The organism is Psychrobacter sp. UBA2769, from assembly GCF_002352555.1.
GTDB classification, from domain to species: Bacteria; Pseudomonadota; Gammaproteobacteria; order Pseudomonadales; family Moraxellaceae; genus Psychrobacter; species Psychrobacter maritimus.
On the sequence record NZ_DEIR01000020.1, the window covers coordinates 56,444 to 78,638 of the forward strand.

General features: G+C 43.9%; 19 protein-coding genes. 5 read left to right on the forward strand and 14 right to left on the reverse strand.

The window, feature by feature from the left end:
* Positions 1 to 268 precede the first annotated feature (268 nt).
* Positions 269 to 577, forward strand: coding sequence for a hypothetical protein (locus B3Q63_RS09355; RefSeq protein ID WP_296175997.1), 309 nt, complete (start codon positions 269 to 271; stop codon positions 575 to 577).
* A 153-nt stretch (positions 578 to 730) separates the two neighbouring features.
* Here B3Q63_RS09355 and B3Q63_RS09360 read toward each other — a convergent pair whose 3' ends face one another.
* Positions 731 to 1,432, reverse strand: coding sequence for a hypothetical protein (locus B3Q63_RS09360; protein ID WP_296175999.1), 702 nt, complete (start codon positions 1,430 to 1,432; stop codon positions 731 to 733).
* A gap of 299 nt (positions 1,433 to 1,731) precedes the next feature.
* Between B3Q63_RS09360 and B3Q63_RS09365 the strand changes: the two genes are divergently transcribed.
* Positions 1,732 to 2,712: a bestrophin family protein gene (locus B3Q63_RS09365; RefSeq protein ID WP_296176001.1), complete on the forward strand. Its 981-nt coding sequence runs from the start codon at positions 1,732 to 1,734 to the stop codon at positions 2,710 to 2,712.
* A 158-nt stretch (positions 2,713 to 2,870) separates the two neighbouring features.
* Here the strand turns inward: B3Q63_RS09365 and B3Q63_RS09370 are convergent, their stop codons facing one another.
* From B3Q63_RS09370 to pstS, 7 genes are all read right to left on the reverse strand, one after another.
* A complete protein-coding gene (locus B3Q63_RS09370) occupies positions 2,871 to 4,376 on the reverse strand; it encodes a di-heme oxidoredictase family protein (protein WP_296176002.1) in 1,506 nt (501 codons plus the stop codon).
* A 168-nt stretch (positions 4,377 to 4,544) separates the two neighbouring features.
* The gene (locus tag B3Q63_RS09375; RefSeq protein ID WP_296176004.1) at positions 4,545 to 6,257 is read right to left on the reverse strand and encodes a chromosome condensation regulator RCC1; all 1,713 of its coding nucleotides are present in this window, start codon (positions 6,255 to 6,257) and stop codon (positions 4,545 to 4,547) included.
* A gap of 387 nt (positions 6,258 to 6,644) precedes the next feature.
* The gene (gene phoU, locus B3Q63_RS09380; RefSeq protein ID WP_296176267.1) at positions 6,645 to 7,385 is read right to left on the reverse strand and encodes a phosphate signaling complex protein PhoU; all 741 of its coding nucleotides are present in this window, start codon (positions 7,383 to 7,385) and stop codon (positions 6,645 to 6,647) included.
* A 102-nt stretch (positions 7,386 to 7,487) separates the two neighbouring features.
* Complete coding sequence (gene pstB / locus B3Q63_RS09385; protein WP_404814814.1) at positions 7,488 to 8,402, reverse strand: phosphate ABC transporter ATP-binding protein PstB; 915 nt, start codon at positions 8,400 to 8,402, stop codon at positions 7,488 to 7,490.
* A gap of 79 nt (positions 8,403 to 8,481) precedes the next feature.
* The gene (gene pstA, locus B3Q63_RS09390; RefSeq protein WP_296176006.1) at positions 8,482 to 9,396 is read right to left on the reverse strand and encodes a phosphate ABC transporter permease PstA; all 915 of its coding nucleotides are present in this window, start codon (positions 9,394 to 9,396) and stop codon (positions 8,482 to 8,484) included.
* Positions 9,397 to 9,488: 92 nt separating this feature from the next.
* On the reverse strand, positions 9,489 to 10,439 hold the full coding sequence (pstC, locus tag B3Q63_RS09395; protein ID WP_296176007.1) for a phosphate ABC transporter permease subunit PstC: 951 nt from the start codon (positions 10,437 to 10,439) through the stop codon (positions 9,489 to 9,491).
* 296 nt (positions 10,440 to 10,735) lie between these two features.
* Positions 10,736 to 11,881 (reverse strand): phosphate ABC transporter substrate-binding protein PstS, encoded by a 1,146-nt coding sequence (pstS, locus tag B3Q63_RS09400; protein WP_296176009.1) that lies wholly within the window; start codon positions 11,879 to 11,881, stop codon positions 10,736 to 10,738.
* Positions 11,882 to 12,401: 520 nt separating this feature from the next.
* Here pstS and phoB point away from each other — a divergent pair.
* Both phoB and phoR read left to right on the forward strand, forming a co-directional pair.
* Positions 12,402 to 13,100 carry a phosphate regulon transcriptional regulator PhoB gene (gene phoB / locus B3Q63_RS09405; RefSeq protein WP_271133207.1) on the forward strand — a complete coding sequence of 233 codons (699 nt, stop codon included), beginning with the start codon at positions 12,402 to 12,404 and terminating at the stop codon, positions 13,098 to 13,100.
* A 206-nt stretch (positions 13,101 to 13,306) separates the two neighbouring features.
* Complete coding sequence (gene phoR / locus B3Q63_RS09410; protein WP_296176012.1) at positions 13,307 to 14,377, forward strand: phosphate regulon sensor histidine kinase PhoR; 1,071 nt, start codon at positions 13,307 to 13,309, stop codon at positions 14,375 to 14,377.
* A 43-nt stretch (positions 14,378 to 14,420) separates the two neighbouring features.
* Here phoR and B3Q63_RS09415 read toward each other — a convergent pair whose 3' ends face one another.
* The 6 genes from B3Q63_RS09415 to otsB form a co-directional block, all read right to left on the reverse strand.
* A complete protein-coding gene (locus B3Q63_RS09415; protein WP_296176270.1) occupies positions 14,421 to 15,104 on the reverse strand; it encodes a glycosyltransferase in 684 nt (227 codons plus the stop codon).
* A 43-nt stretch (positions 15,105 to 15,147) separates the two neighbouring features.
* On the reverse strand, positions 15,148 to 15,822 hold the full coding sequence (locus tag B3Q63_RS09420) for a class I SAM-dependent DNA methyltransferase (RefSeq protein WP_296176272.1): 675 nt from the start codon (positions 15,820 to 15,822) through the stop codon (positions 15,148 to 15,150).
* An 82-nt stretch (positions 15,823 to 15,904) separates the two neighbouring features.
* Complete coding sequence (locus B3Q63_RS09425; protein WP_296176013.1) at positions 15,905 to 16,726, reverse strand: PIG-L deacetylase family protein; 822 nt, start codon at positions 16,724 to 16,726, stop codon at positions 15,905 to 15,907.
* On the reverse strand, positions 16,714 to 17,862 hold the full coding sequence (locus tag B3Q63_RS09430) for an acyl-CoA dehydrogenase (RefSeq protein WP_296176015.1): 1,149 nt from the start codon (positions 17,860 to 17,862) through the stop codon (positions 16,714 to 16,716). The genes B3Q63_RS09425 and B3Q63_RS09430 overlap by 13 nt, the downstream gene beginning before the upstream one ends.
* A 19-nt stretch (positions 17,863 to 17,881) precedes the next feature.
* A complete protein-coding gene (locus B3Q63_RS09435; RefSeq protein ID WP_296176017.1) occupies positions 17,882 to 19,540 on the reverse strand; it encodes an alpha,alpha-trehalose-phosphate synthase (UDP-forming) in 1,659 nt (552 codons plus the stop codon).
* Entirely contained in the window at positions 19,537 to 20,445 is a 909-nt protein-coding gene (otsB, locus tag B3Q63_RS09440; RefSeq protein WP_296176019.1) for a trehalose-phosphatase, read from the reverse strand. The genes B3Q63_RS09435 and otsB overlap by 4 nt, the downstream gene beginning before the upstream one ends.
* A 347-nt stretch (positions 20,446 to 20,792) precedes the next feature.
* On the opposite strand from otsB, the gene B3Q63_RS09445 reads away from it, so the two are divergent.
* The gene (locus tag B3Q63_RS09445) at positions 20,793 to 21,932 is read left to right on the forward strand and encodes a M14 family metallopeptidase (RefSeq protein ID WP_296176021.1); all 1,140 of its coding nucleotides are present in this window, start codon (positions 20,793 to 20,795) and stop codon (positions 21,930 to 21,932) included.
* The last annotated feature ends 263 nt before the right edge of the window (positions 21,933 to 22,195 follow it).

Genomic DNA, 22,195 nt, shown 5'->3' on the forward strand with positions numbered 1-22,195 from the left:
GTATTAAATATTGCTAAAAGTCCGTCATTTAATGCGTTTATCTGAGAGCGGTCTGAGGACAGAGCGCAATCGGTACAGGCTTAGTATTTTATTTATCTTAATAAATAGTTAATAAAAACACACAAGAAGCTTCTATTTACTGCCAAGTTTATGGCATAAGGTCGTCTTAATCGTGCTTATTTTAGACTATCCATATTTCATAAAGGTTTTTTAGCACAAAAACCTCATTAGGTATTTAATATTTAGAGAGCCATCAAGGAGTATTAAGATGAATAAAATAACAGCAAATGTAGGATTAACCAAAGCGCGGCAGGCGTTATGGATCGCATTGTTTGCCAGTATTGTCGGCGTTACGGCTTGTAGTAATGAGAGAGAAGATGTGGTGGCAGATTCGACCGAAGTGACAGATGAAGTGGCCGTCGACGAGGCGAGTGAAGAAGGTACTGAAGTTGTCGAAACCGGTATGACCGCAGATGGAATGTCGGGTAATGATGGTGAGCAGAAAGCGGATGACACTGTGACCGTCAACGAGAGTAATGCAAATTTAGATCAAACCCCAGCAGATGGCGTGCAGTAAATACTTCGATAACTCCAGCTTTTTACGAACAAGTTTTTAATGTTCAGGTTTTTGATGAGAGTAAATTGTCCAAAAAAAAGAGCTGCAAATTGTTTGCAGCTCTTTTTATTTCAGTTTTAGTAAAATTATAGCCCTTTACAGATAGTATGGTAACTACCGGCTAGTAAAGGTAATCGTTTTAGCGCCATTAGAAGATGGTTGGCTGATGGTTACTTTACTGTCTAAGATATCGCCGCGCGCATTGATTTTATAGCATTCTGACGAGCTGCCATTAGGATCGTTATTGAGCAGCAGATTGCTTGAGGTTTCTATACAAAACCACGCGGTATTATTGCTGTCTCTGGTCAAAGACCAATCTTGGTTATAAGTGCCTATTTTTTGACGCATACTTCTATCGGCGTAAACGTCTTCAGTAATCAATTTGCTTGATGAGCCAACCGTTGCCATTTTGGGAATGGTTGTGGTCTGATTTGACAGTGAATACTTACCTGAGCTGTCAGTGAAACCATGGAATACCAAGGGATTGAGGGTAAAGTAGTTAATGGCGACCGATTGATCAGTGACTTGATTGTTTACTTTGTTGATGGTGTTTACTTCAGCGCCTTGTACTTGTTTATTATTAAAGACCATACTGCCTTTGGGCGTAACTTTGATATCCGCAGAGGCCGTTTGATTGCCGACGGTCGCCACTAGGCTTTGACTGCGAGCTTTAGTATAAATATTGAGCATGGCCGCTTCAACGGGATATTGAGTGACGATGTTATTTGAATTGCCCGGTGTGGTGCCACCGTTCATACCACCCGCACAAGCGCTTAAGCCTACCGATACAGCGACAAGTAATCCTAATTTTTTCATGATTTATTCCCTTGATTTATTTAACTGCAATTTATTAATAAGTGATAGACCTACCTACTATAATCGAATTTTTAAGCGATGACATCTGCTGTGTATCCCTGCGCCTGCTATCCTTACATCATTATAACAACCGATGATTTTGCAGAAATTTATTGAATAAATGGGCGATAAAAACCGCTGGGCAATTAAAACAGGATTAATAGGTGTTTTTGCTGTTCATACCTACTTAGTCTGTTATCATTTCGTCCTGCAAAAAATCACAGTTATTTTCTATAAGCACCATTCGTTAGGACGTTAAAATGATCGTCAAGCAAAAGCCCAGCGCCATCAAACTGCTTTTTACCTTGCGTGGCTCCATCCTGCCAAAGGTCTATCCGCAGATTTTGCTCATTAGTTTGATTAGTGCCTTTATCACCAATATTCAGCACGGATTTCCCAGTTCTTTTTCTTCTTATAGCGTCGCGCCCTTTACCTTACTTGGGATAGCCTTATCGCTATTTTTAGGTTTTCGTAACAATGCCAGTTATCAACGCTGGTGGGAAGCTCGTGGGCTATGGGGGCAATTGGTCTATGATACGCGCAGCTTTACCCGTCAAGTGCTGTCTTATATAGATGATGAAAGTAAGAATGAGCAAGATAGTAAGGAAGGGCAAGATAGTAAGGAAGGGCAAGAAAGTGAGAAAGGGCGAGATAGCCAGCGCCGATTGGTGTATTTAAGCATTGCTTTTACCCATGCCTTACGTCATCGACTGCGTGACAGCTCGCCTTGGCAAGATGTTGAGCGTTTTGTAGAACCTATTCATCATACCAGTATGAAGCAAGCGCAAAATTTGCCAGATTATCTGCTGCGTTTGCTAGGTAAGGAGCTTGGCTATTATCGGCGGCAGCGCTTGACGTCAGAGCATATGATACAAAATATGGATGAGCGCCTAAATTCGATGACGGTGGTTTTGTCCGCTTGTGAGCGTATTCATAGCACGCCATTACCGTTTGCTTATACGCTACTGGTGCATCGCACGACGTATCTATATTGCTTTATGCTGCCTTTTGGTCTGGTTTCTTCTTTAGGCTGGGTGACGCCCTTGATTTGCGGCGTTATTGCTTATACCTTTTTTGGTTTGGATGCGCTAAGTGAAGAGTTGGAGGAGCCCTTTGGTTTGGCAGCCAACCAATTACCGCTGACAGCCTTATCTCGTACTATCGAGATTAATTTACTAGAAGCCTTGGGAGAAACCGAGTTGCCACCGAATATCACCGCTAAAAATGGCTATTTGCAATAAGTTATTTATAATAGGTAATTTGCAATAATCTCTGTGTCATAAATAGCGGCTGCGGCAGTGGAATATAGGCTACTAAAGAATATACTGCTAAAATATACGGCATAAAAAAGACCACTCAATTGAGCGGTCTTTTTTATTTTACCTTGTCATAATAACTATTAAATGCTGTTTAAAAAGCTTAGCAGCGTTTGTTGTTGCGTGGCAGGTAATTGCTTAAAACGTGTCTTGGCGCTTTCTGCTTCACCGTCATGCCAAAGTATCGCTTCTGTCAAACTGCTGGCGCGACCATCATGCAAAAACCGTGCTTCTGGGTCACGCGCAACAATACCAATACCCCACAATGGCGGTGTACGCCACTCATAGCTTTCGGCATTTTTTTCTTTGACGCCGTCATCTAAGCCTGTGCCCATATCATGTAGCAATAAGTCGGTATAAGGATAAATGGTTTGCTGGGCGAGTAGCGGAAAGCGCACACTAGCGCCCGTTTTTTGTTTTGGCGTATGACAGCTCGTACAGCCCACTTGGGTAAACAGCTGCGCGCCTTTATTAAAGGTCGATAAATCAACCATTCGGCGCTCAGGCACTGCCAAAGCGGTCATAAAATCGGTCACCGCATCCAAGCTGCTGTCTGAAACCTCAGGCGTGCCGCCATTGGGCACTGTCCAACAAATCGGCTGATTGGCTGTACAATTGGGATCCATAAATACGGAAGTGGTCAAACCCATATCTTGTGACATGGCATTGGCGTTTTGGGTACGAAGGCTTGAGTTAATCGCCTTCCAGCCAAAGCGGCCGATGCGTTGCTGTTTACCATCCTGTACCCAATGTACGCGCCCACTGATGCCGTCTTTATTGTTATCATCAGGATCAGCTGCCCCAATGATATTCGCCTCAGGAATCAAGTCGAGCAAGCCCATGCCGACCAATTGCGGTGAGATACGCCCACTGATAGCGGTATCTCCCAGCGGCTGATTCGGGTCGGTTGCTGTAAAGTCAAACTGAACACCGGCAGGTTGATTGCCATTACTGGCTGTGGTGACATAGCGCATTTTACCTTCGGGTGCGATGCTGGCATCGATACTTTGATGTTGCATTTGCTCGCCGTAATAAGTGTGCGCAAGCCCTTGTTTGTTGCCGAGCCTAAATAAAATAGCGTCACTTAGCTCACCATTGGCCGCATAAATGGGTTTGCGTCCTTCAGCACTATGGCACTGGGTGCAAGCATTGGCGTTAAATAAGGGGCCAACGCCATCAAAGAGCACGCGACCTTGATTGGCTGGCGTCCATTCGGTGATAAAGAGCTCGCGACCTGGCGATACGCCGCCCAAGGCACTGCTTGGCAGATTGGGCATAATCTGTAAAAATGGCCGTGAGATATCGGCAGCAATCGTGGCGCTGCCACCTGCTGGTAGCCAATTGATATCAGTTTCAGGATTGTTTGGGTTTTCAGGTATAGTTGGTGGCGTAGGCTGGCTAGGTAACTCCGGTGTGTTAGAACTGTCATTGTTTGAGTTATCTGAAGCGTCCGAGCCACCACAAGCGCTTAGTAATAAAGTTGCCGTTAAACAAAAGAGCGCGCGACGTATGGTAGGGAATAAAAGAGTAGAGGGAGCATTTGAATGGTTTAGTGAGTAACCGTTTGGTGAATGAGGCAGTAGAGACATGGCAAGACCTAAAATGGCTAAAAATATCATTTATTAAAATACGAAGAAGATGCTAAAGATGAATAAGCAGGATTTAACGAAGTCCCAAGTTAATAAGGGCAACATTACTAAGGCTGCCCTTGTTTACTACATTTGCTATTGCATACTCATGTTAAAGATAAGTCGCGCTTATAGCTGGCTTGGTAAATTGACTGGCATCGGGGTGTTATACATCCAGACATGGGTGGTGTCTTTATTACCGAGTGAGCCTTCGAAGCTCCAACCCCATGTAAATAATTGACCGTCTCTATGTGAGGTATTGGCATCTTTCAGTAGAGGTTTTTCATGCGCGATCAAGTGCATGACGCCCATTGCCATATTGTCGATATTTTTTAAGTGAGGTAATTTATTGGTTGGTTCATCTAAATCGTTATAGACAGTTTTGCCTGCGCTATTTGTCTCTCCAAACATACCCCACGCATAAAGCATGCCATCTGTCGCTGAGCCATTTTCCGATGTTCCATTGTTCGATGACACATTGTCCAGTAACGCATAGCTGGCATTGCCATTCGCATAGATGCGGCGAATATTCTTATCAGTAAACCATGGCAGTTTGGTTGGCGTTAAAATGGTATTTGCCCAAGCGCTTTCAGTAGCATTGAATTTTTCGCCGTTATAACCTATTTGGCTACTGGCATTGAGCCCCCAAGCGTAGACGGCTTCTTTATTGGTTAGCGCCAATACATGGTCACGTCCCGTTGCCAGTTGGGTCACTTTTTCAAGGCCAATGCTTGGGTCAGAGGCAAGCTGAGGAGTAGGGGCGATAGAGTTAACAAGGTTAGCGTCGGCTGTGATGACATTAATACGAATCGGCGTTGCATTAACATTGATACAGTTATTGGCCTTATTACATTCTTGACCGCGACCTAGATTGGCATAGGCGTCGCTGCCCCAGCCCCAAACTTGACCTTTATCATCCAATGCGTACGAGCTACTGGCACTGGCCACCACTTGCACAATATGACCGATGTCAGCGGCTGCTGAAAAATCAACCTTAACCGGTGTGCTGCTATTTATCGTTGTCGCATTACCAAGCTGACCTTGAGTATTGGCACCAAACGCCCACACGCTGCCGTCTTTGGTAAGTACCAAATTATGCTTATAACCCGCTGCTACCATCACGGCATTGTCAATACCATCAATGGCGCCGATATCTAGGCGGCAATCTTCTGTTTTACTACAGTCATTGCGACCAGTCTCGCCACGTCCTAATTGCCCAGAAATATCCTCACCCCAACTATAAACCTGACCTTTAGCATCTAGCGCCAGCGAATGATTCTGATTAAATTTAATAGACACGAGGTCTTTTGGTGCACTGTGCATCAGCATGGGGGTATCTGGATGTCCCATGAGGTCAGCAATTTTTGTGGTCATTCCCAAGCCAGTTTGCCCATAATTATTGCGCCCCCAACCATACAGCTGTCCATCGCGTAGAGCAGCCGTATGTGAACCACCTGCGGCGACGGTATCGCCCAAATACACAGTTTTGATTGAGCGCATAATGTTGCCAGCATTATCAGTGGCTTCTAAGGTGATTTTATTGCTACCTAATGCCAATAAAATATGTGCGTTAAAATCTCCATTTGTATCGACGTTTAATGCTTGCGCTGACTCTTCATTGCGCTGATAAGTCAGCGATTTGATGCCACTGCTATCTTTTACTTGCCCAGAAACAAATATCGCTGCCACTGCACTATAGCCATCGGTAAAATTACTATCGGTGGTTAAAAGCGGCGGTGTCCCATCAATGATTGTGGTGTCATCAGAATCATTGCCACAAGCGGTTAGTATCAAAGTCGCGCTGATAAGTGCCACTGCTTGGGTAAGATGGGATAAGCGCATAAAAACCTCAATAAATTGTCAATAAAAGAATAGGTATCTGAATATGAGAAATAACAACATAGCGTAAAATGGGCGTAACTATGGATGCGAATAATATTACAAATGATAATTATTATCAATATATAAATAAAAATGTTGATTTAATATTTTAATGATAGGTGTTCTTTATATAAAAGGGTGGTTAATGGTTTTATAGCGCGACGTTTTAAAATATACTCTGGCTAGAGTAAAAAGCGATGTATAACCAACGCGATTACCGCCTAAAAATAAGACGGTAATAGTGATAAAGCGAATAGGGCAGGTGGTACTATTTTATACCAATCCTTTTATGCCAATTATATAAAGCATCTTAGATGCGGCATCTAGACATTAAACGGCTTCAGCAAGCTATTTACTATTATTGCTCATACTACCATCAGTCGTTTGCTGGACGATTTGTTCGACTTGCATAAAATCCGTATGCCGCACATCTTTGCCGCTGGTGCAAAAAATAACCAGCTCAGCAATGTTGCGAGCATGATCGCCCACCCGTTCTAGGGCGCGCAATACCCACAGTATATTAATTACCTTAGACACATGGCGGCTGTCCTCCATAATATAGGTCATTAAGGCACGCGTGGCCGATTGATACTCTTCATTGACCGCGGTATCGCTTTGTAAGACCGAAAATGCCTGCTGCGGATTCATATTTGAGAAGGCATCGATCGCATCAAGCAGCATCAAGCGTACCTGATTGGATAGATGCTGAACCTCCGAATAACCTCTTGGTGACGCGCCATCTTCAATCAACTGGCAGGCCATACGGGCGATTTTTTCTGCTTCGTCGCCGACACGTTCAAAGTCGACAATGCCTTTGCTCAGCGCCATTACTAAGCGCAAATCATTGGCGGCTGGCTGGCGCTTGGCGACTAACAAAATAATTTGCTCATCGATTTTAATCTCTAGCTGATTGATCAGATGATCATCTTCAATCACTTTTTTTGCGGTCGCCTCATCTGCGGCTATCAAGGCGCGTGTCGCAACCATGACTTGCTCTGCTGCCATGTGACCCATTTGCATAAACAGCTCAATCACGTCATGTAAGTCATTATCAAAACTCTTTGATAAATGCTTTGCCGTTATCGCCATGCTTGCTTCCTTAATCGTATTGGTATTGCTCATAAAAATATTGCCAAAATGAGTAGCGTGATAAATGACTGCTAGAAATGATTGCTTTAAGCGAACAGCGACTTATCCATAACGACCGGTAATATAATCTTCAGTCGCTTTTTGTGCTGGGTTGGTGAATATCTGATCTGTTTCACCCATTTCTACCATGTCTCCCAAATACATATAAGCGGTGTAGTCGGAGACGCGCGCGGCCTGCTGCATATTGTGGGTGACGATAGCAATGGTATAGTCGTTTTTTAAATCGGTAATCAAATCTTCAATCGCGCCAGTGGAGATGGGGTCGAGCGCTGACGTTGGCTCATCTAATAGCAAGACTTCAGGTTTCGTTGCTACTCCGCGGGCAATACAAAGTCGCTGCTGTTGACCGCCAGATAATGACAATCCTGACGCTTTCAGTTTATCTTTGACTTCCAGCCATAACGCCGCTTTTTTGAGTGCCCACTCGACACGTTCATCCATCTCTGCTTTGCTCAGCTTTTCATAGAGACGGACGCCAAATGCGACGTTGTCATAAATGGACATCGGGAAGGGCGTGGGCTTTTGAAAGACCATACCGACACGCGCACGCAGCAAGTTAACATCCATGTCTTTTGCCAAAATATTTTGGCCATCAAGGGTAATTTGACCTTCAGCATGCATACTCGGATACAAGTCATACATACGGTTAAAGGTACGTAGCAGCGTTGATTTACCGCAGCCTGAGGGACCAATAAAAGCGGTGACCTTTTTTTCTGGGATATCGATATTGATGTTTTTTAATGCTTGAAAATCACCATAATAAAAGTCCAAATCACGAATGGTAATCTTGGCGGGCGGCATGTTATCGGGCATGTCCGCCATGGTTTGCTTGATAAGATGGGCGATATCTGGCTGTTTATGCTGACCATGATTAAACATAGCGTCATCCAGTAAACGGCGTTTGCTGCTGGTATCTGTCATCGGCTTAGTCGCTTTTCTCTCTAATACATCAGTCATAATGGTATACATCTGTTTTAAAGTTTTGTTAAATGGGGGTGTTTTTTTTGCTATTAGCTGTGCGTTTGTTAGCCTTAAATTATCTGCTATGGTCTTTGCCACCGATAAAGCGTGCGGCGATATTTAAGAATAATACTGTCGCAGTAATGAGCAGCGCCGCCGCCCAAGCTAGTGCATGCCAGTTGTCATAAGGGCTCATGGCAAACTGATAAATCGTATTGGGTAAGTTGGCCATCGGTTGGCTCATATCGGTACTAAAGTATTGGTTGTTTAGCGCGGTAAATAGCAAGGGCGCGGTCTCACCGGTAATACGCGCAAAAGCGAGCAGCACACCGGTAGTCAGACCGGCTTTGGCAGCTTTCAGTGTCACGGTACTGACTAGCTTCCATTTTGGTGTGCCGAGTGCGTAAGCAGCTTCGCGCAGGGTATTAGGCACTAGGTTTAGCATATTTTCCGTCGTACGCACGACAATAGGAATCACAATCAGCGCCAATGCCAAAGCACCGGCCCAACCCGAAAAGCTCTGTCCTTTGACCATCAAGGCATAAATAAACAGACCAATCACGATGGAGGGGGCCGACAGTAAAATATCATTTAAAAATCGGGTGACTTTACCCAGCATACTGCCATGTGAAAACTCTGCTAAATAAATGCCAGCCATCATGCCGATTGGTGCACCAATCGCCAAGCCCGAAAAAGCCAACATCACTGAGCCAACAATGGCGTTGCGTAGACCACCTTCGCCCATCGGTGGCGGGGTATCGGCCATAAAGACAGGCATCTCGATGAGACCTTGAAAGCCTTCAACAAACAGCGTAATCACAATCCAAATCAGCCAAAACAAACCAAATACAATTGCTGATAAGGCAAACCCAAGTCCCAGTCTATTGATAAAACGGCGCTTGTTATACAGCCGCTTGTTGTAGCGGTCTTCAAAGCGTACAGAAGGCTGGCTTGGCTGGGTCGTTTGAGTAGTGACTGGTGCTAAAGTCATGAAGTGTTTGTCCTTCTTGAGTCAAATAATGGCGGCAAATAGCGTGTTTTAGTTTGTTTAGGCTTGCTTTGTTAGCTTTTAAAATAGGGTGTTTAATTGCCTGCTTTTTGGTCAATACGCATGAGCATCAGCTTAGATATCGACAAAACGATAAAGGTAATGACAAACAGGATTAATCCTAAATGTAATAATGACGCTAAGTGCAGCTCACTTGACGCTTCGGCAAACTCGTTGGCCAGCGCTGAAGTAATGGTCACCCCAGAGGTGAATAGACTTGGGCTGATATTAAAGGCATTACCAATCAAAAAGGTAACGGCCATCGTCTCGCCAAGCGCCCGACCAAGTCCCAAAATCACGCCACCAACCACACCTGCTTTGGTATAAGGCAAGATAATTTTGAACATCACCTCCCACGTGGTGGCGCCCATGCCGTATGCCGATTCTTTTAGCAGGTCTGGCACCACAGAGAAAACATCACGCATGGTAGCGGCGATAAAGGGAATAATCATAATCGCCAGTATTAATGAGGCGGTAAACATACCCAGTCCCATCGGCGCACCGGTAAAAACCTTGCCAATAATAGGTAGGGGGCCAATATTTTCAATAAACCAAGGCTGAATGTGATCACCAAAAAACGGTGCAAAGACAAACAAGCCCCACATGCCGTAGATGATAGAAGGAATACCTGCCAGCAGCTCGATAGCAATACCCAATGGCCTTTTCAAAAAATTGGGACAAAGTTCCGTTAAAAAGATAGCAATCCCAAAGCTGACTGGTACGGCAATACAGATAGCGATGAGTGAAGTGACCACCGTTCCGTAAATGGGCGCAAGCGCACCGTATTGATCGTTTACCGTATCCCAGTTATTGCTGGTATAAAATCCCAAGCCAAACTCAGTGATACTTGGCCATGCGCCGACAATCAATGACAGCATGATGCCACCAAGCGACAAGAGCACCAAGATTGCAAATGCTTTGGTGGCATTAACAAAAACCGCGTCAAAGCGTTTTTGTTTTGCCAGTTGGGATTTTAGGTCTGCCATAAAAGCCTCTGTTGTTTATCGCTCTAACTTTTCATTATGTTAATGATGAATGGTGTTAACGCTTGCTAGTGTGAAAGCTTGATTGTAAAAAACCTTAGGGGTTTTAGCTTTAGCGTCTTACCGTAATAAACTGTGTCATCTAACGACCAAGTATTAAGTTCACTACGGCTAAGACGTCACCAAGCAAACACGCTTTTCAGTATTTGCTTGATGGCATTAGTTAGCTTATTCTCGACTGGCTTATTCTCGACTGGCTTATTCTCGAATTAATAAGCTTCGAATTAATAAGCTTCGAGCTACTGTGCTGAGGTATAAACAGGCTTACCTTCGCTATCTACTACCTCGTTCCATTTCGCTTTAAATAAAGCCACGGCCGTATCAGAAAAAGGCACGTAATCGAGGCTCATTGCGTCATCATCGCCCTGAGCATAAGACCAATCAAAGAAGTTAAGGACGCCTGCCACTTGCTTAGCATCTTGCGGCTGTTTGTGGACTAAGATAAAGGTCGCAGCAGCGATAGGCCATGCTTGGTCGGTCTCAGAGTTGGTGATGACTTTGTAAAAGCCTTCTTGCTTTGACCAATCAATGTCCCCAGCGGCGGCGAATGTTTGCGCAGAAGGCTGCACGACGTTGCCAGCGGCATTTTTCAGGGCAACGTGTGACATGCCATTTTGCTTAGCATAGGCGTATTCAACGTAGCCGATAGAGTTTTTCATACGCGTTACATAGCTTGAAACGCCTTCGTTACCTTTACCGCCCGCACCGGTTGCTGAGGTTGGCCATTTCACGGTTTTATCGACGCCAACGCTGTCTTTCCAGTCGTTTGACACTTTGGCTAAATAATCAGTAAAGTTAAAGGTTGTGCCCGAACCATCTGAGCGAAATACCGTGGTAATGGCGGCGTCAGGAAGGGTCAAGTTAGGGTTCATAGCAGCGATGGCAGGGTCATTCCAGTTGCTGATTTTGCCAAGATAGATGTCAGCTAGCATTTTTCCATCGAGCTTTAATTGACCAGGCGCAACGCCATCGATATTGACGATAGGTACCACGCCGCCGATAACGGTCGGGAATTGAATCAGACCGGCTTCGTTTAATTCAGCTGGCGTCATTGGCGCATCAGAGGCGCCGAAATCAACGGTTTTTGCGACGATTTGTTTGATACCACCCGATGAACCAATCGACTGATAGTTCACTTGACCGCCTGTTGCTTTATTATAGGCATCTGACCATTTAGCATAGATAGGCTGCGGGAAAGAAGCGCCTGCGCCGGTGATATTCATCGACACATTGTCTGTCGACTGAACGCTTGCGCTGTCGGTAGAGGCGGTGGTTGATTGCGCCGAAGTAGCCGGCTCATTGCTTTCATTACTATTGGGGGTTTGATTACAAGCAGCTAAGGTAAAGGTACTCGCGACTGCTAAAGCCATTAATGAATAACGCATTATTTCTCCTAAAAAGTAATCAGATTTAAGTATGGGGCGTTTATGAATAACAATGTCGCTGCCCAGATTTTTAGTAATGTATTGCTAACGATGTTTGGTTAGCAAGGTTTTGCTGCAAAGACGCTCGGTGGTCAATGAGCACATTGTGCCGAGCAAATATGACAGTTTGATGAAATAAGACATTTTTATGAAAAAAGTCGGTCAATTAAAAACGCAGCCTAATAAAGCAGTCGTTTAAGGGGATTGCAGCTGCTATCTAGCGCAAAATTCGTTATGATGAGCCGTTGGTTTTTTTTGGGGCGTAAGGGTTTAAGGCTAAGCGTTCAAAGCACAGCGTTTAAAGTATAGGGCTGAAAGTACAGTGTTTGAGGTGAGGTGCAGTGTTTAAGGCACAGCATTTAACGTAGCGAGTCACTGTGTCATCAAACTGTCATAATTAAGCCGTTTAATGGGCAGGCGTTGATAAGGGCTTAGTATTTTTGTTTTCCAATTTTTTGTCTTTCAATAATGAGGCGATGGTATGCGCAATGAGCAGATTTTGATTGTCGAAGATGAACCTGCAATTCGTGAGATGGTGGTAATGACGCTAGAGATGGCGGGCTTTGAGAGTTTACAAGCGGCTGACGTCGCAGAGGCGCATCAGCAAGTGGTGGATCATAGACCGGCGTTGATTTTGCTAGATTGGATGTTGCCGGGTGATAAAAGTGGTATTGATTTTTGCCGCATGCTTAAAAGCGATGAGATGCTGGCTGAGATACCGGTGATTATGCTGACCGCCAAAAGTGAAGAGGATAGCAAGGTTCATGGGCTTGATGCGGGCGCTGATGACTATATGACCAAACCCTTTTCAACGCGTGAATTAATCTCCAGAATCAAAGCGGTATTACGCCGTAGTCGTGCGCTTAGTAGTGATAAGCCAATCGAAATAGGTAAGCTTAGCCTAGATCCCAAAAGCCAGCGCATTACCGCTGATAATACAGTCATTGATATCGGGCCGACAGAATATCGCTTGCTGGCGTTTTTTATGAGTCACCCCGAGCGTGCTTATACGCGCACCCAGCTGTTAGATCAGGTCTGGGGCGGCAATGTCTATATCGAAGATCGTACGATTGATGTGCACATCAGGCGTTTACGCAAATTACTACAGCCGTATGATTGTAGTGCCTTGATTCAAACGGTTCGCGGTACCGGTTATCGGTTTTCGAGTCTGGTTGAATAACGCTATCGATTTTGAAAAAATAGCCCATTATTTACAAGGCAGCTTACAAGGTAGTTTATAAGGCAGCGAAACAGCGTTAAGAACATTCAGTGCTCAGAGTCATAAATATTTAGAATAATAAGAACTAAGAAGCATAAGTACTGAGAATAGTCAGTGCTAAGAATAAGTGCTAAGCACCATACTGGTAATAAATAAGAGAGAAACACATGATAACGCCAAGGGATATTGAGCAACAGGACATCGAGCAATACTCCACCGATCAGCTGAAAAAAATCAGAAGTGCCTTACGCGCATTGCGAGATGCGGTTATCTTGCTAAATGACGATGATGGTTTGGAGTGGTGGAATCAGGCTGCCGAAGATTTATTATTGTTGCAGACAGCGGATCATGGCAAAAGTATTTTTGACTTTATTAATGTCCCTGAGTTTCGGCAATACTATCAGAGTATGGTGACACCCAATGATGGTGTACATATGAAGTCATGGCAAGATCCTAACCGTTATCTTAAATGTGAGCTCACGCCTTTTGGCGATGAAAAGCTGCTGATTATTTATGATGTGACCCGCTTACAACACTTAGAGCAAATGCGCCGCGACTTTGTGGCAAATGTCTCGCATGAGTTACGAACGCCATTGACTGTACTGATGGGCTATTTGGAGAATTTCTCAGATCAGGAAGATATGCCGCGGCAATGGCGACGCGGGTTTGAGTTAATGACGCAGCAGACTGCGCGCATGAATAGAGTGGTCAATGACTTGCTGCTGCTGTCTCGGATTGAAATCGAAGAGACACATGAGCTGCATTATATTGATATGACTAAGCTGCTCACCCATGTCTATGATGACGCGCAGGCTTATAACCAAGAATATGGCCATACGCTGCATTTACAGATAGATACCTATGATGGTCTTTATGGCTCGGAGATGTATTTGAACAGTGCGTTATCCAATTTGGTGATTAATGCGATTAAATACACGCCAAAAGCAGGTAATATCGTCATCAGTTGGGCAAAAACTGCAGAAGGTTGTCGGTTTGCCGTCAGTGATGATGGTATTGGGATTGCGCCGGAGCATGTTGCAAGATTGACCGAGCGTTTTTACCGAGTGGATAGCGGGCGCAGTCGTGCGACAGGTGGTACGGGGCTAGGGCTGGCCATTGTAAAGCATGTGTTATATCAATATGATACGACTTTACAAATTGAATCGTCAGAAGGCAAAGGCTCGACATTTAGCGCCGTTTTCCCCGCCGCTCATATTCGCTCTGCTCCTATAGGCTAACTGCTAAACTCGTAGTCGTTAGCAGGATTTTTAAACATGACTGTCAATTATTAGTTTCTAAATTGGCTAAAAACGCAGCAAAACCTTCTGTTGCTCGAGCTTGCAAACGGCTGCTAGTAATAACCCGAACGCGATTGCTCCAAGTGATGGCATAGCCTTTACTCTCAAACCTTTTTACCAAATCGACATCTTCGTGGCAAGGCAGGGGCGCAAAACCGCCAACGGCAAGATAAGACTCAGCGCTAAAACTTAAATTTGCCCCATGAATATGACGATGTCCCATCTTATCTTGATAATGAGCCATATAATCTTTGCGCGTTTGCGGCGTCAAATGCGCCCAACTATCAACACTTACTACGCCGCATATCATATCAGTAGGCTGGTCTTTGATATGGGCGATTTGCTGTATCAGCCAATCTGGGGTGACGACTGAATCAGCGTCTGTACAGGCAAGCCATGTCGCGCCAGCTGCAATAGCATGGCGAATGCCTAAATCCCGTACTTGTCCCACGCATTGGTAATCACAGCATAGATAATTCACGTCAGCGCTCTTGACCCGCATACTTTCAACCAATGTAAGCGTATTATCGCGACAGCTATCGAGCACGACAAGCACAGTCGCGGTAATGGTAAAAGGCAGCTGCTCAATGGCAGTTTGCACCGATGCTAAGCACTTAGTAATAGTCATTGCTTCGTTATGAGCAGGAATGACAATACCAATCTTTATATCATCCATATGTCTGCCTCGGTTTACTCGTTGTCATATCCTCTTATACCAAGTTCTCTTGCATGGCGACTGATTCGGGAGAGTATTGCCAAACATCTAATAAAAAATCACTATCGATAATTTTACTTTGATGAGTAAAGGCTGGATTTTTAGTATCGATGTGCTGTCCCTGCTTAGGTTCTACTTCATTACTTCCTTTATTAAACGCTTGGCATAAACGTTGGTGTACGGTTTCACCGGTCATCGCAAAGCCATCAATGGCATAGCGCCAATGACAGCATAGCAAGGTGCCGCCCACAGCAAGGTTTTGTGTAATCCAAGTAATAACCGTATCAATATCATTGGGCGATAAATAATATAAAATTTCACTAATAATAATTAAATCAAAATGAGATCTCGCAGTCGATAATGCGTCAGGAATGACTCCTTGTATGACATTTACATGCGCGGACTCTGCCAAATGTTGCTTAGCAAGCTGCACCGCCTGTTTATTACCGTCCATACTTAATAAGGCCTGACAACGAGGCGCAAGTAACGCACTAAACACGCCATTTCCGCAGCCTAATTCAATGGCATTGTGATATTGTGCTTTTGGTAATACAGCAAGACACATATCGCGTTTACGCTTTTCGTACCAGCGAGTCTGATACTGCCATGGGTCGCTATTGTCATTATATAGGGCGTCAAAATAGGTTTCTGCATAGTTGGTAGCATGCATTTTCGTATCAGTATGGGAGCAGTCAGCCGTCTCATTTTTACAAGCCATTGAATGGTTTGTAAAATCTATTTCCGGCGTTGATTTATAGTGTTGGCTCATATAAATAAACCTCCCATGGTTGGCTAATTCTGGCAATGGTTTGAGCCGATAAAATGGGCGGATTGCCTGTGCTTTCATCAATGGTAATTTGGCTGGTAAAGCAATGAATGGCTTGGATTTTGCGCTGCAATTGCTCAGGCGTTAAATCTACTTTGAAAGCACAGCTCCAAGGAATACGGCTGTCAGCAGGCTTTGCCCAATGCCACGCCCAAATTAATACTTGATAACAGGCTAAACGGTGCTGCTTAGCAAATGCAGCGACCACTTGCCCTGTCGCCTCATGATCAGGATGCCCGTCGTGTACAAACGGCGTTACCAAAATATCATCAGGTTGGATAATTGCTGCTAATTTTTGGTGAAACTGTGCCTGCTCAGCAAACACGTCGCCATCGGTTAGATGCATAGAAATAACCTTGACTTGATGAGATATACCTAATGCCTCTAACGATGCGATACTTTCTTGTGGACGGATAATATCGAGCGCTTTTGGAGGATAAATCTGCGAGTCAGGATGGCTTTGCGTGCCATTGGTCACATGAATTAGCAGAATAGAATTGCCGTTAGCTGCTAGTTGTTGTAGCAATCCACCGCAGCCTAACACTTCATCGTCAGGATGCGGCGCAAAAATACAGACCCGCTGATGCGCCGGACAGCTTGTCGCTACATTTAAGCACGGCATGTTTTGCAGTCCTGACCAATTTTGCCAAGCGTCGCAAGTGGTACCATCACCTTCAATAACGCGGTCGCCAACAATCGGATGGTTATTTTTTATAGGTGCTGGCTTACTAGGAATTACAGTTGCCATATATTTTCCTGCCTATTTACAAAGTCACTGGTGTCGTCGTTAGTCAGTTTGCTAGCGGATTCACTCGCTAACATACTAGACAGCTCACCGATTTTCTGTAAATCAAAGGCACCATGACTTTGACGAATAAATACGCTCAAATCGGCTGATAATCTGGCGAAATGAGGGTTATTACAAAAGGGCGCGGCGCCCAATGCTTGCCCGACGACCTCTATAACCTCGCGCGCTACTTGCTCAACGTTTGACCTTAATTGGCGGATGGCAAGCTCATGACTTTGTGTTGGTTCATTATCTATTAACTCAGCAATATGATGAAAGTATTGCTCAGTGACAGCCAGTGCCGTGCCAATTCGTCCCAAATACATGGCTTTATAATCGTTTGGCTTTTGCTGATAAGCGCTGATTAAATAACTGGCGAGACAAGTCGCCGCGCCATACCAGCAAGCAGCGACGCCAGCCGCACCATGCCAAAATCCCACGCGTTCTAGATACGCATTTGCCGCGCCAACGTTACTGGCTACTACCTGATCGAAATGTATGGTTGCCGTATCAGTAGCCTGCATGCCGACTGCTTGCCATGCACTATTATCAATCTTAATACCATTTTGATGCATATCCACCATAAGCAATTGCGCCTGACCATCCTTATCGCGATAGGTCATTAGCCCATGGTCAACAATATTTGCGCCTGAACACCATGCTTTGCTGCCGTAAACTTTGCCTTGCTGATAGCTCAAAGGATGACTTTCTGCTGCCCAAACTGCCCATAAGCCTTGTGTTGCTTGCTCATAGCTCAGTTCATGTAAAATACTTAGAGCGTCTAAATGCGATTCGAACCATTTTGCAATCGTTAAATCTATACTGGCCACATACGCCAAAATTTGCCAACGAATCAAAGTACGTGAATGGGTTCGGGATTTGTTTTCTTTATTGCCTTCAGTGCCGCTGGCAGGATGAGGGATTTTATCGCTATAGCTCACTAAGATTTTTAATATCTCATGGCGCAGCTTATCGGTTATAGAAAGAATGTTTGTGCTAATAACACTGCCATTGGCTTGATTGCCAGTAAATATGATATTTTCTATGGCAGATTTTATGTCTGATAATAAAGGGTTTTTTGCCTCGAGCGCGAGCATAAGGGTCTCCTAGTTATTTTTATGAGCCAAACATTTGGACGGCTGCTGGGGAATCGCTGTCTGTTTGATGTTTTTTATTATCATATAAGTTATCTAAATATAGGTCGTCTAAAAAACTTTGCTGCCAAGCATGTAAATTATCTTGCTGCAACCCTTGCAATAATGCCTGATAGCGAGACTTTCGCTCTCCTAGCGGCATTATTAAGGCGGCTTTTATACCCTTTATTATGCTTTTTGGCTGATACGGATCGATAATGACCGCTGCTTGCATTTGCTCGGCTGCTCCTGCATAACGTGATAGCATCAGCACCCCAGGATTATCAGGATTTTGGGCAGCAATATATTCTTTGGCGACCAGATTCATACCGTCTTGCAGCGAATTTACCCAACCGATATCACTTTGGCAAAATGCCGTCATCACGGTCTCATGGCTTAACACTTCTTCGCTGTAATCAATTGCTTGCCAAGAATCTGTATTAGGCGAAAATTGCTGATTAACGTTATAAACCGCTTGTTTAACTTCCTTATAAAGTCGCTGATAAGTCGATAAATCTAAACGGCTAGGGCAGGCGATTTGTAATAATTGCAGCTGATTTTGGTAGACTGGATATTGCTGTAAAAAGTCGCGATAGCCCGAAAAACGCTCTAATAAACCTTTGGAATAATCAATCCTATCGACCGCAATAATACGCTGTGAGATGGGCTTTACGGTATCGTTATTCTGAATATGCTTGATAGGTGATAAGGATAAAGGTGAGAATACATGGCTAACCTGCTGCTGAATCTTTGCGACATTAACGCCGATAGGATAGGCATTAATTATTAAAGCATGCTGGGGTTTTAACTCTAAATGAAGTTTCAATTGCGTACCAGATGCAGTATGCGCTCTAGTAACAGACTGTTTGGAGTATAAAACGTTGATGGGTAAAAAATCTAAAATACTGTTTTTTGCCAGACTATCTTCGAAAGGGTTTTCTTCTACCAAATTCTCTTCGACAAAGCTATCTTCTAAAAGGCTATCTTTTAAATAATGTTGCAAAACCGCAAGACAATGGGCTTTATCTTGCTGAGTTTGGGTGCCAAGCACATCATAATGTGCCAAATGCTTAATCAGCTCACAGCTTTGAGCAAGCCGTTGCCAAAAGGCTAATGGCGCAAACGGAATATGTAAAAAAAAGCCAATACGATTTTTTATTCCAAGCTTCTTACAATGATAAGCGACACTTAAAAAATGATAATCATGCACCCAAATCACATCGTCAGGCTGAATAATGCTCTTTAACTGTTGAGCAAACAGGCGATTCACTGCTTGATAGCCTGCATAGTCTTCTGGTGCTTGGCTAATTAACTTAGGTTGCTCATGCAGCATTGGCCACAGCACATTATTGGCAAAGCCGCAGTAAAAATGCTCATATTGTCGGGTGGTAAGGGCAGTGGTCATATAAGTAACTTCGGTATGCGTTCCTTGCATACAAGGACTTGCTATAGCAGCTTGTTTATAATTGCTAAAGCTATTGATTTCACCGGCATCAGAGCTATCAATAATGTCACCATTCCAGCCCATCCAGATGACTGAATTGCCCGTTAATATATCTTGCAGCGCTACTGCCAGCCCGCCTGCCATAGGATTATTATCGGGTATCTTTACTCGGTTAGATAAGACGATTAAACGGCTCATATCAGTTGCCTCGAATGTTTGCTGACTATCTGAACATTGGAATTAGTTAGGTCAGACAATAGCGTGCTGCGTTTTTGACAAAAAGTTAAAAAGCGCTCAAGTAAAACTGTTACGTCATAAATATTATTAACATAATAATGGGCGCACGTTGGCTGCTGGTACTCGTTACCTACCCTGATACCCATGCCTTTGATTAAATGGCTTTTTTCTATAAATCGCTTGCTGCCTTGTACGGCCATAAACCCTGCTTCATCGGTCATATCATCACCGATAAAAATAGGGCAAAGAGTATCATTGGTCTGCATTGTTTTTAACAAGGTTAAAATCGCAGTGCCTTTATCGGCCGCTTTGGGCGCTATCTCCCACACGTATTTGCCCTGTTTTAATAGCCAATCAGCATGATTTTTTAACGTGGTTGACATAATGGCGTACGCCACATCAGCTAACGCAGGATTTTGCCGATAATGTAGGGCAATAGAATAAGGTTTATCTTCTATCGATAAATCATCGTAAGGCGTACAAGATTGACGAATAGCCTGCTTAATGGCGTTCAGTTCAATAAGGTTAATTTGCGTCAAACTTGCGCTGATACCATCAAATGCCATCTCTAATCCATGGGTTGCGGCAATCGGCAGCTTTATAGGAGACAGCATTTGCTTTGCTTCAGCTAGACTGCGTCCGGTGACAATCGCGATGTTGACGCCATGATTTTGTATTTTTTCTAAAAGTGTTAGGGTGGTAGTAGGAATGAAGCTGTCCTTTGGATTCAAGGTAAAATCTGCAAGCGTGCCATCTATATCCAAAAATAGGCAATAGCCTTGCTGAGGCGATAAGTAACCGGAAAAGTGCTTGGGTGAGATGTATATAGGTGCTTTATGCACGCTGGCGCTTCTTCCTGAAGTCACATATATTCCTTTATTTATCTTTGGTAATAGAACAGCAGATATTGCTCTAAGACGCACGGATTATTGAAATGAACTGTCTACTAAAAGCTAATATGTGTTTGATATAAAAGAATGTGCGGGTTTGCAGTGTTCTCTTAGTTTCTAGTTATACGCAATCCAAGAATCAAACCAAGAATCAAACCAAGAATCAAACCAAGAATAAAGAAACAAGCGCTATAATAAGCAACCAAACTTGATCACGAGTGTGCCATAAACTCCGTTACACTATGATGGACAACCTATTGAGTTTAGTATAAGTTTTTTTAACATAAGTCTTTAAATTTACAAAAAACCATTAAGGAAAGATTATGCATATCACTGCAAATTTTGACGCAGGTAATATTGACGTTATTAGTCTAGAAGATAAAAAAGATATCCAATTAGCGATTCGCCCAGACGTTGGTGAAGAGTTTTTCCAGTGGTTTAACTTTCGTCTATCAGGTGAGATTGGCGAGCAATATGTGCTCAATATTGTCAATGCAGGGGCGGCGTCATACCTTGAGGGCTGGGAGAATTACCAAGCGGTTGCTTCCTATGATCGGGAGTACTGGTTCCGTCTGCCAACCTCTTATAAAGACGGCAAATTAACCATAGTGGCAGAGCTTGAGTGCGACACCATTCAAATTGCGTATTTTGCTCCTTACAGTTATGAGCGTCATCAAGACTTATTGGCAGCCGTACAAACGCACCCATTAGTGAGTGTAGAGCATTTAGGTGAAACGCTTGATAAGCGCGACTTAACCTTGGTGAAAATTGCTGATGGAGATAGCAGTAGTGATAAGAGCAAACGCAATATTTGGATTACGGCGCGCCAGCATCCGGGTGAGACGATGGCTGAGTGGCTGATTGAAGGATTGTTATATAGCTTACTAGATAGTGATAACGCCACTGCTAAGCTGTTATTAGAAAAGGCGAACGTCTATATTGTGCCAAATATGAACCCTGATGGCAGTGTGCGCGGACATCTACGTACTAATGCTGTCGGAACGAATTTAAACCGTGAATGGTTGAATCCAAGCTTAGAGAAAAGCCCTGAGGTATTCCATGTCATTAATAAAATGGAAGCAACGGGTGTGGACTTATTTTATGATGTGCACGGTGATGAAGCACTGCCTTATGTGTTCTTAGCCGGCTCGCAAGGGACGCCAAGTTATAACGACCGTCTTGCACGTTTACGTGATAAGTTTTCAGACGTATTAAAGCTCGCCAGTGCTGATTTTCAGTCTGAGTTTGGCTATGACATCGATGCGCCGTGCACCGCGAATATGACCATCGCCACCCACTGGGTAGCGGAACGGTTTGATTGTCTGGCCAATACCTTAGAGATGCCGTTTAAAGATAATGATAATGTACCTGATGCAAACACAGGCTGGTCACCAGAGCGTTCAATTAAGCTAGGTGAAGCCTCGTTGGTTGCCATGCTGGCGGTCGTGGATGAATTGCGTTAATTATTGATGTGTCATATTTAAATCATATATTTTATTAGACTTCTTGCATAAGTCGTCGCCAGTCTTTGAAACTCTGTTATTAGAAATCAATAGAATGGGGCTTTTGTAAGAGGTCTATGATCTATAAATTTAAAGGATTGGGAGGGAGATGCAAATGGGACAAGTCTCTACTTATTGTCGTGATATAAGTGGTTCCATTATACCAGTCTGTTTTAAGTGGTCTGTTAATAGGTTTGAAGGGTAAAATAACTGGTTCCCTTGGG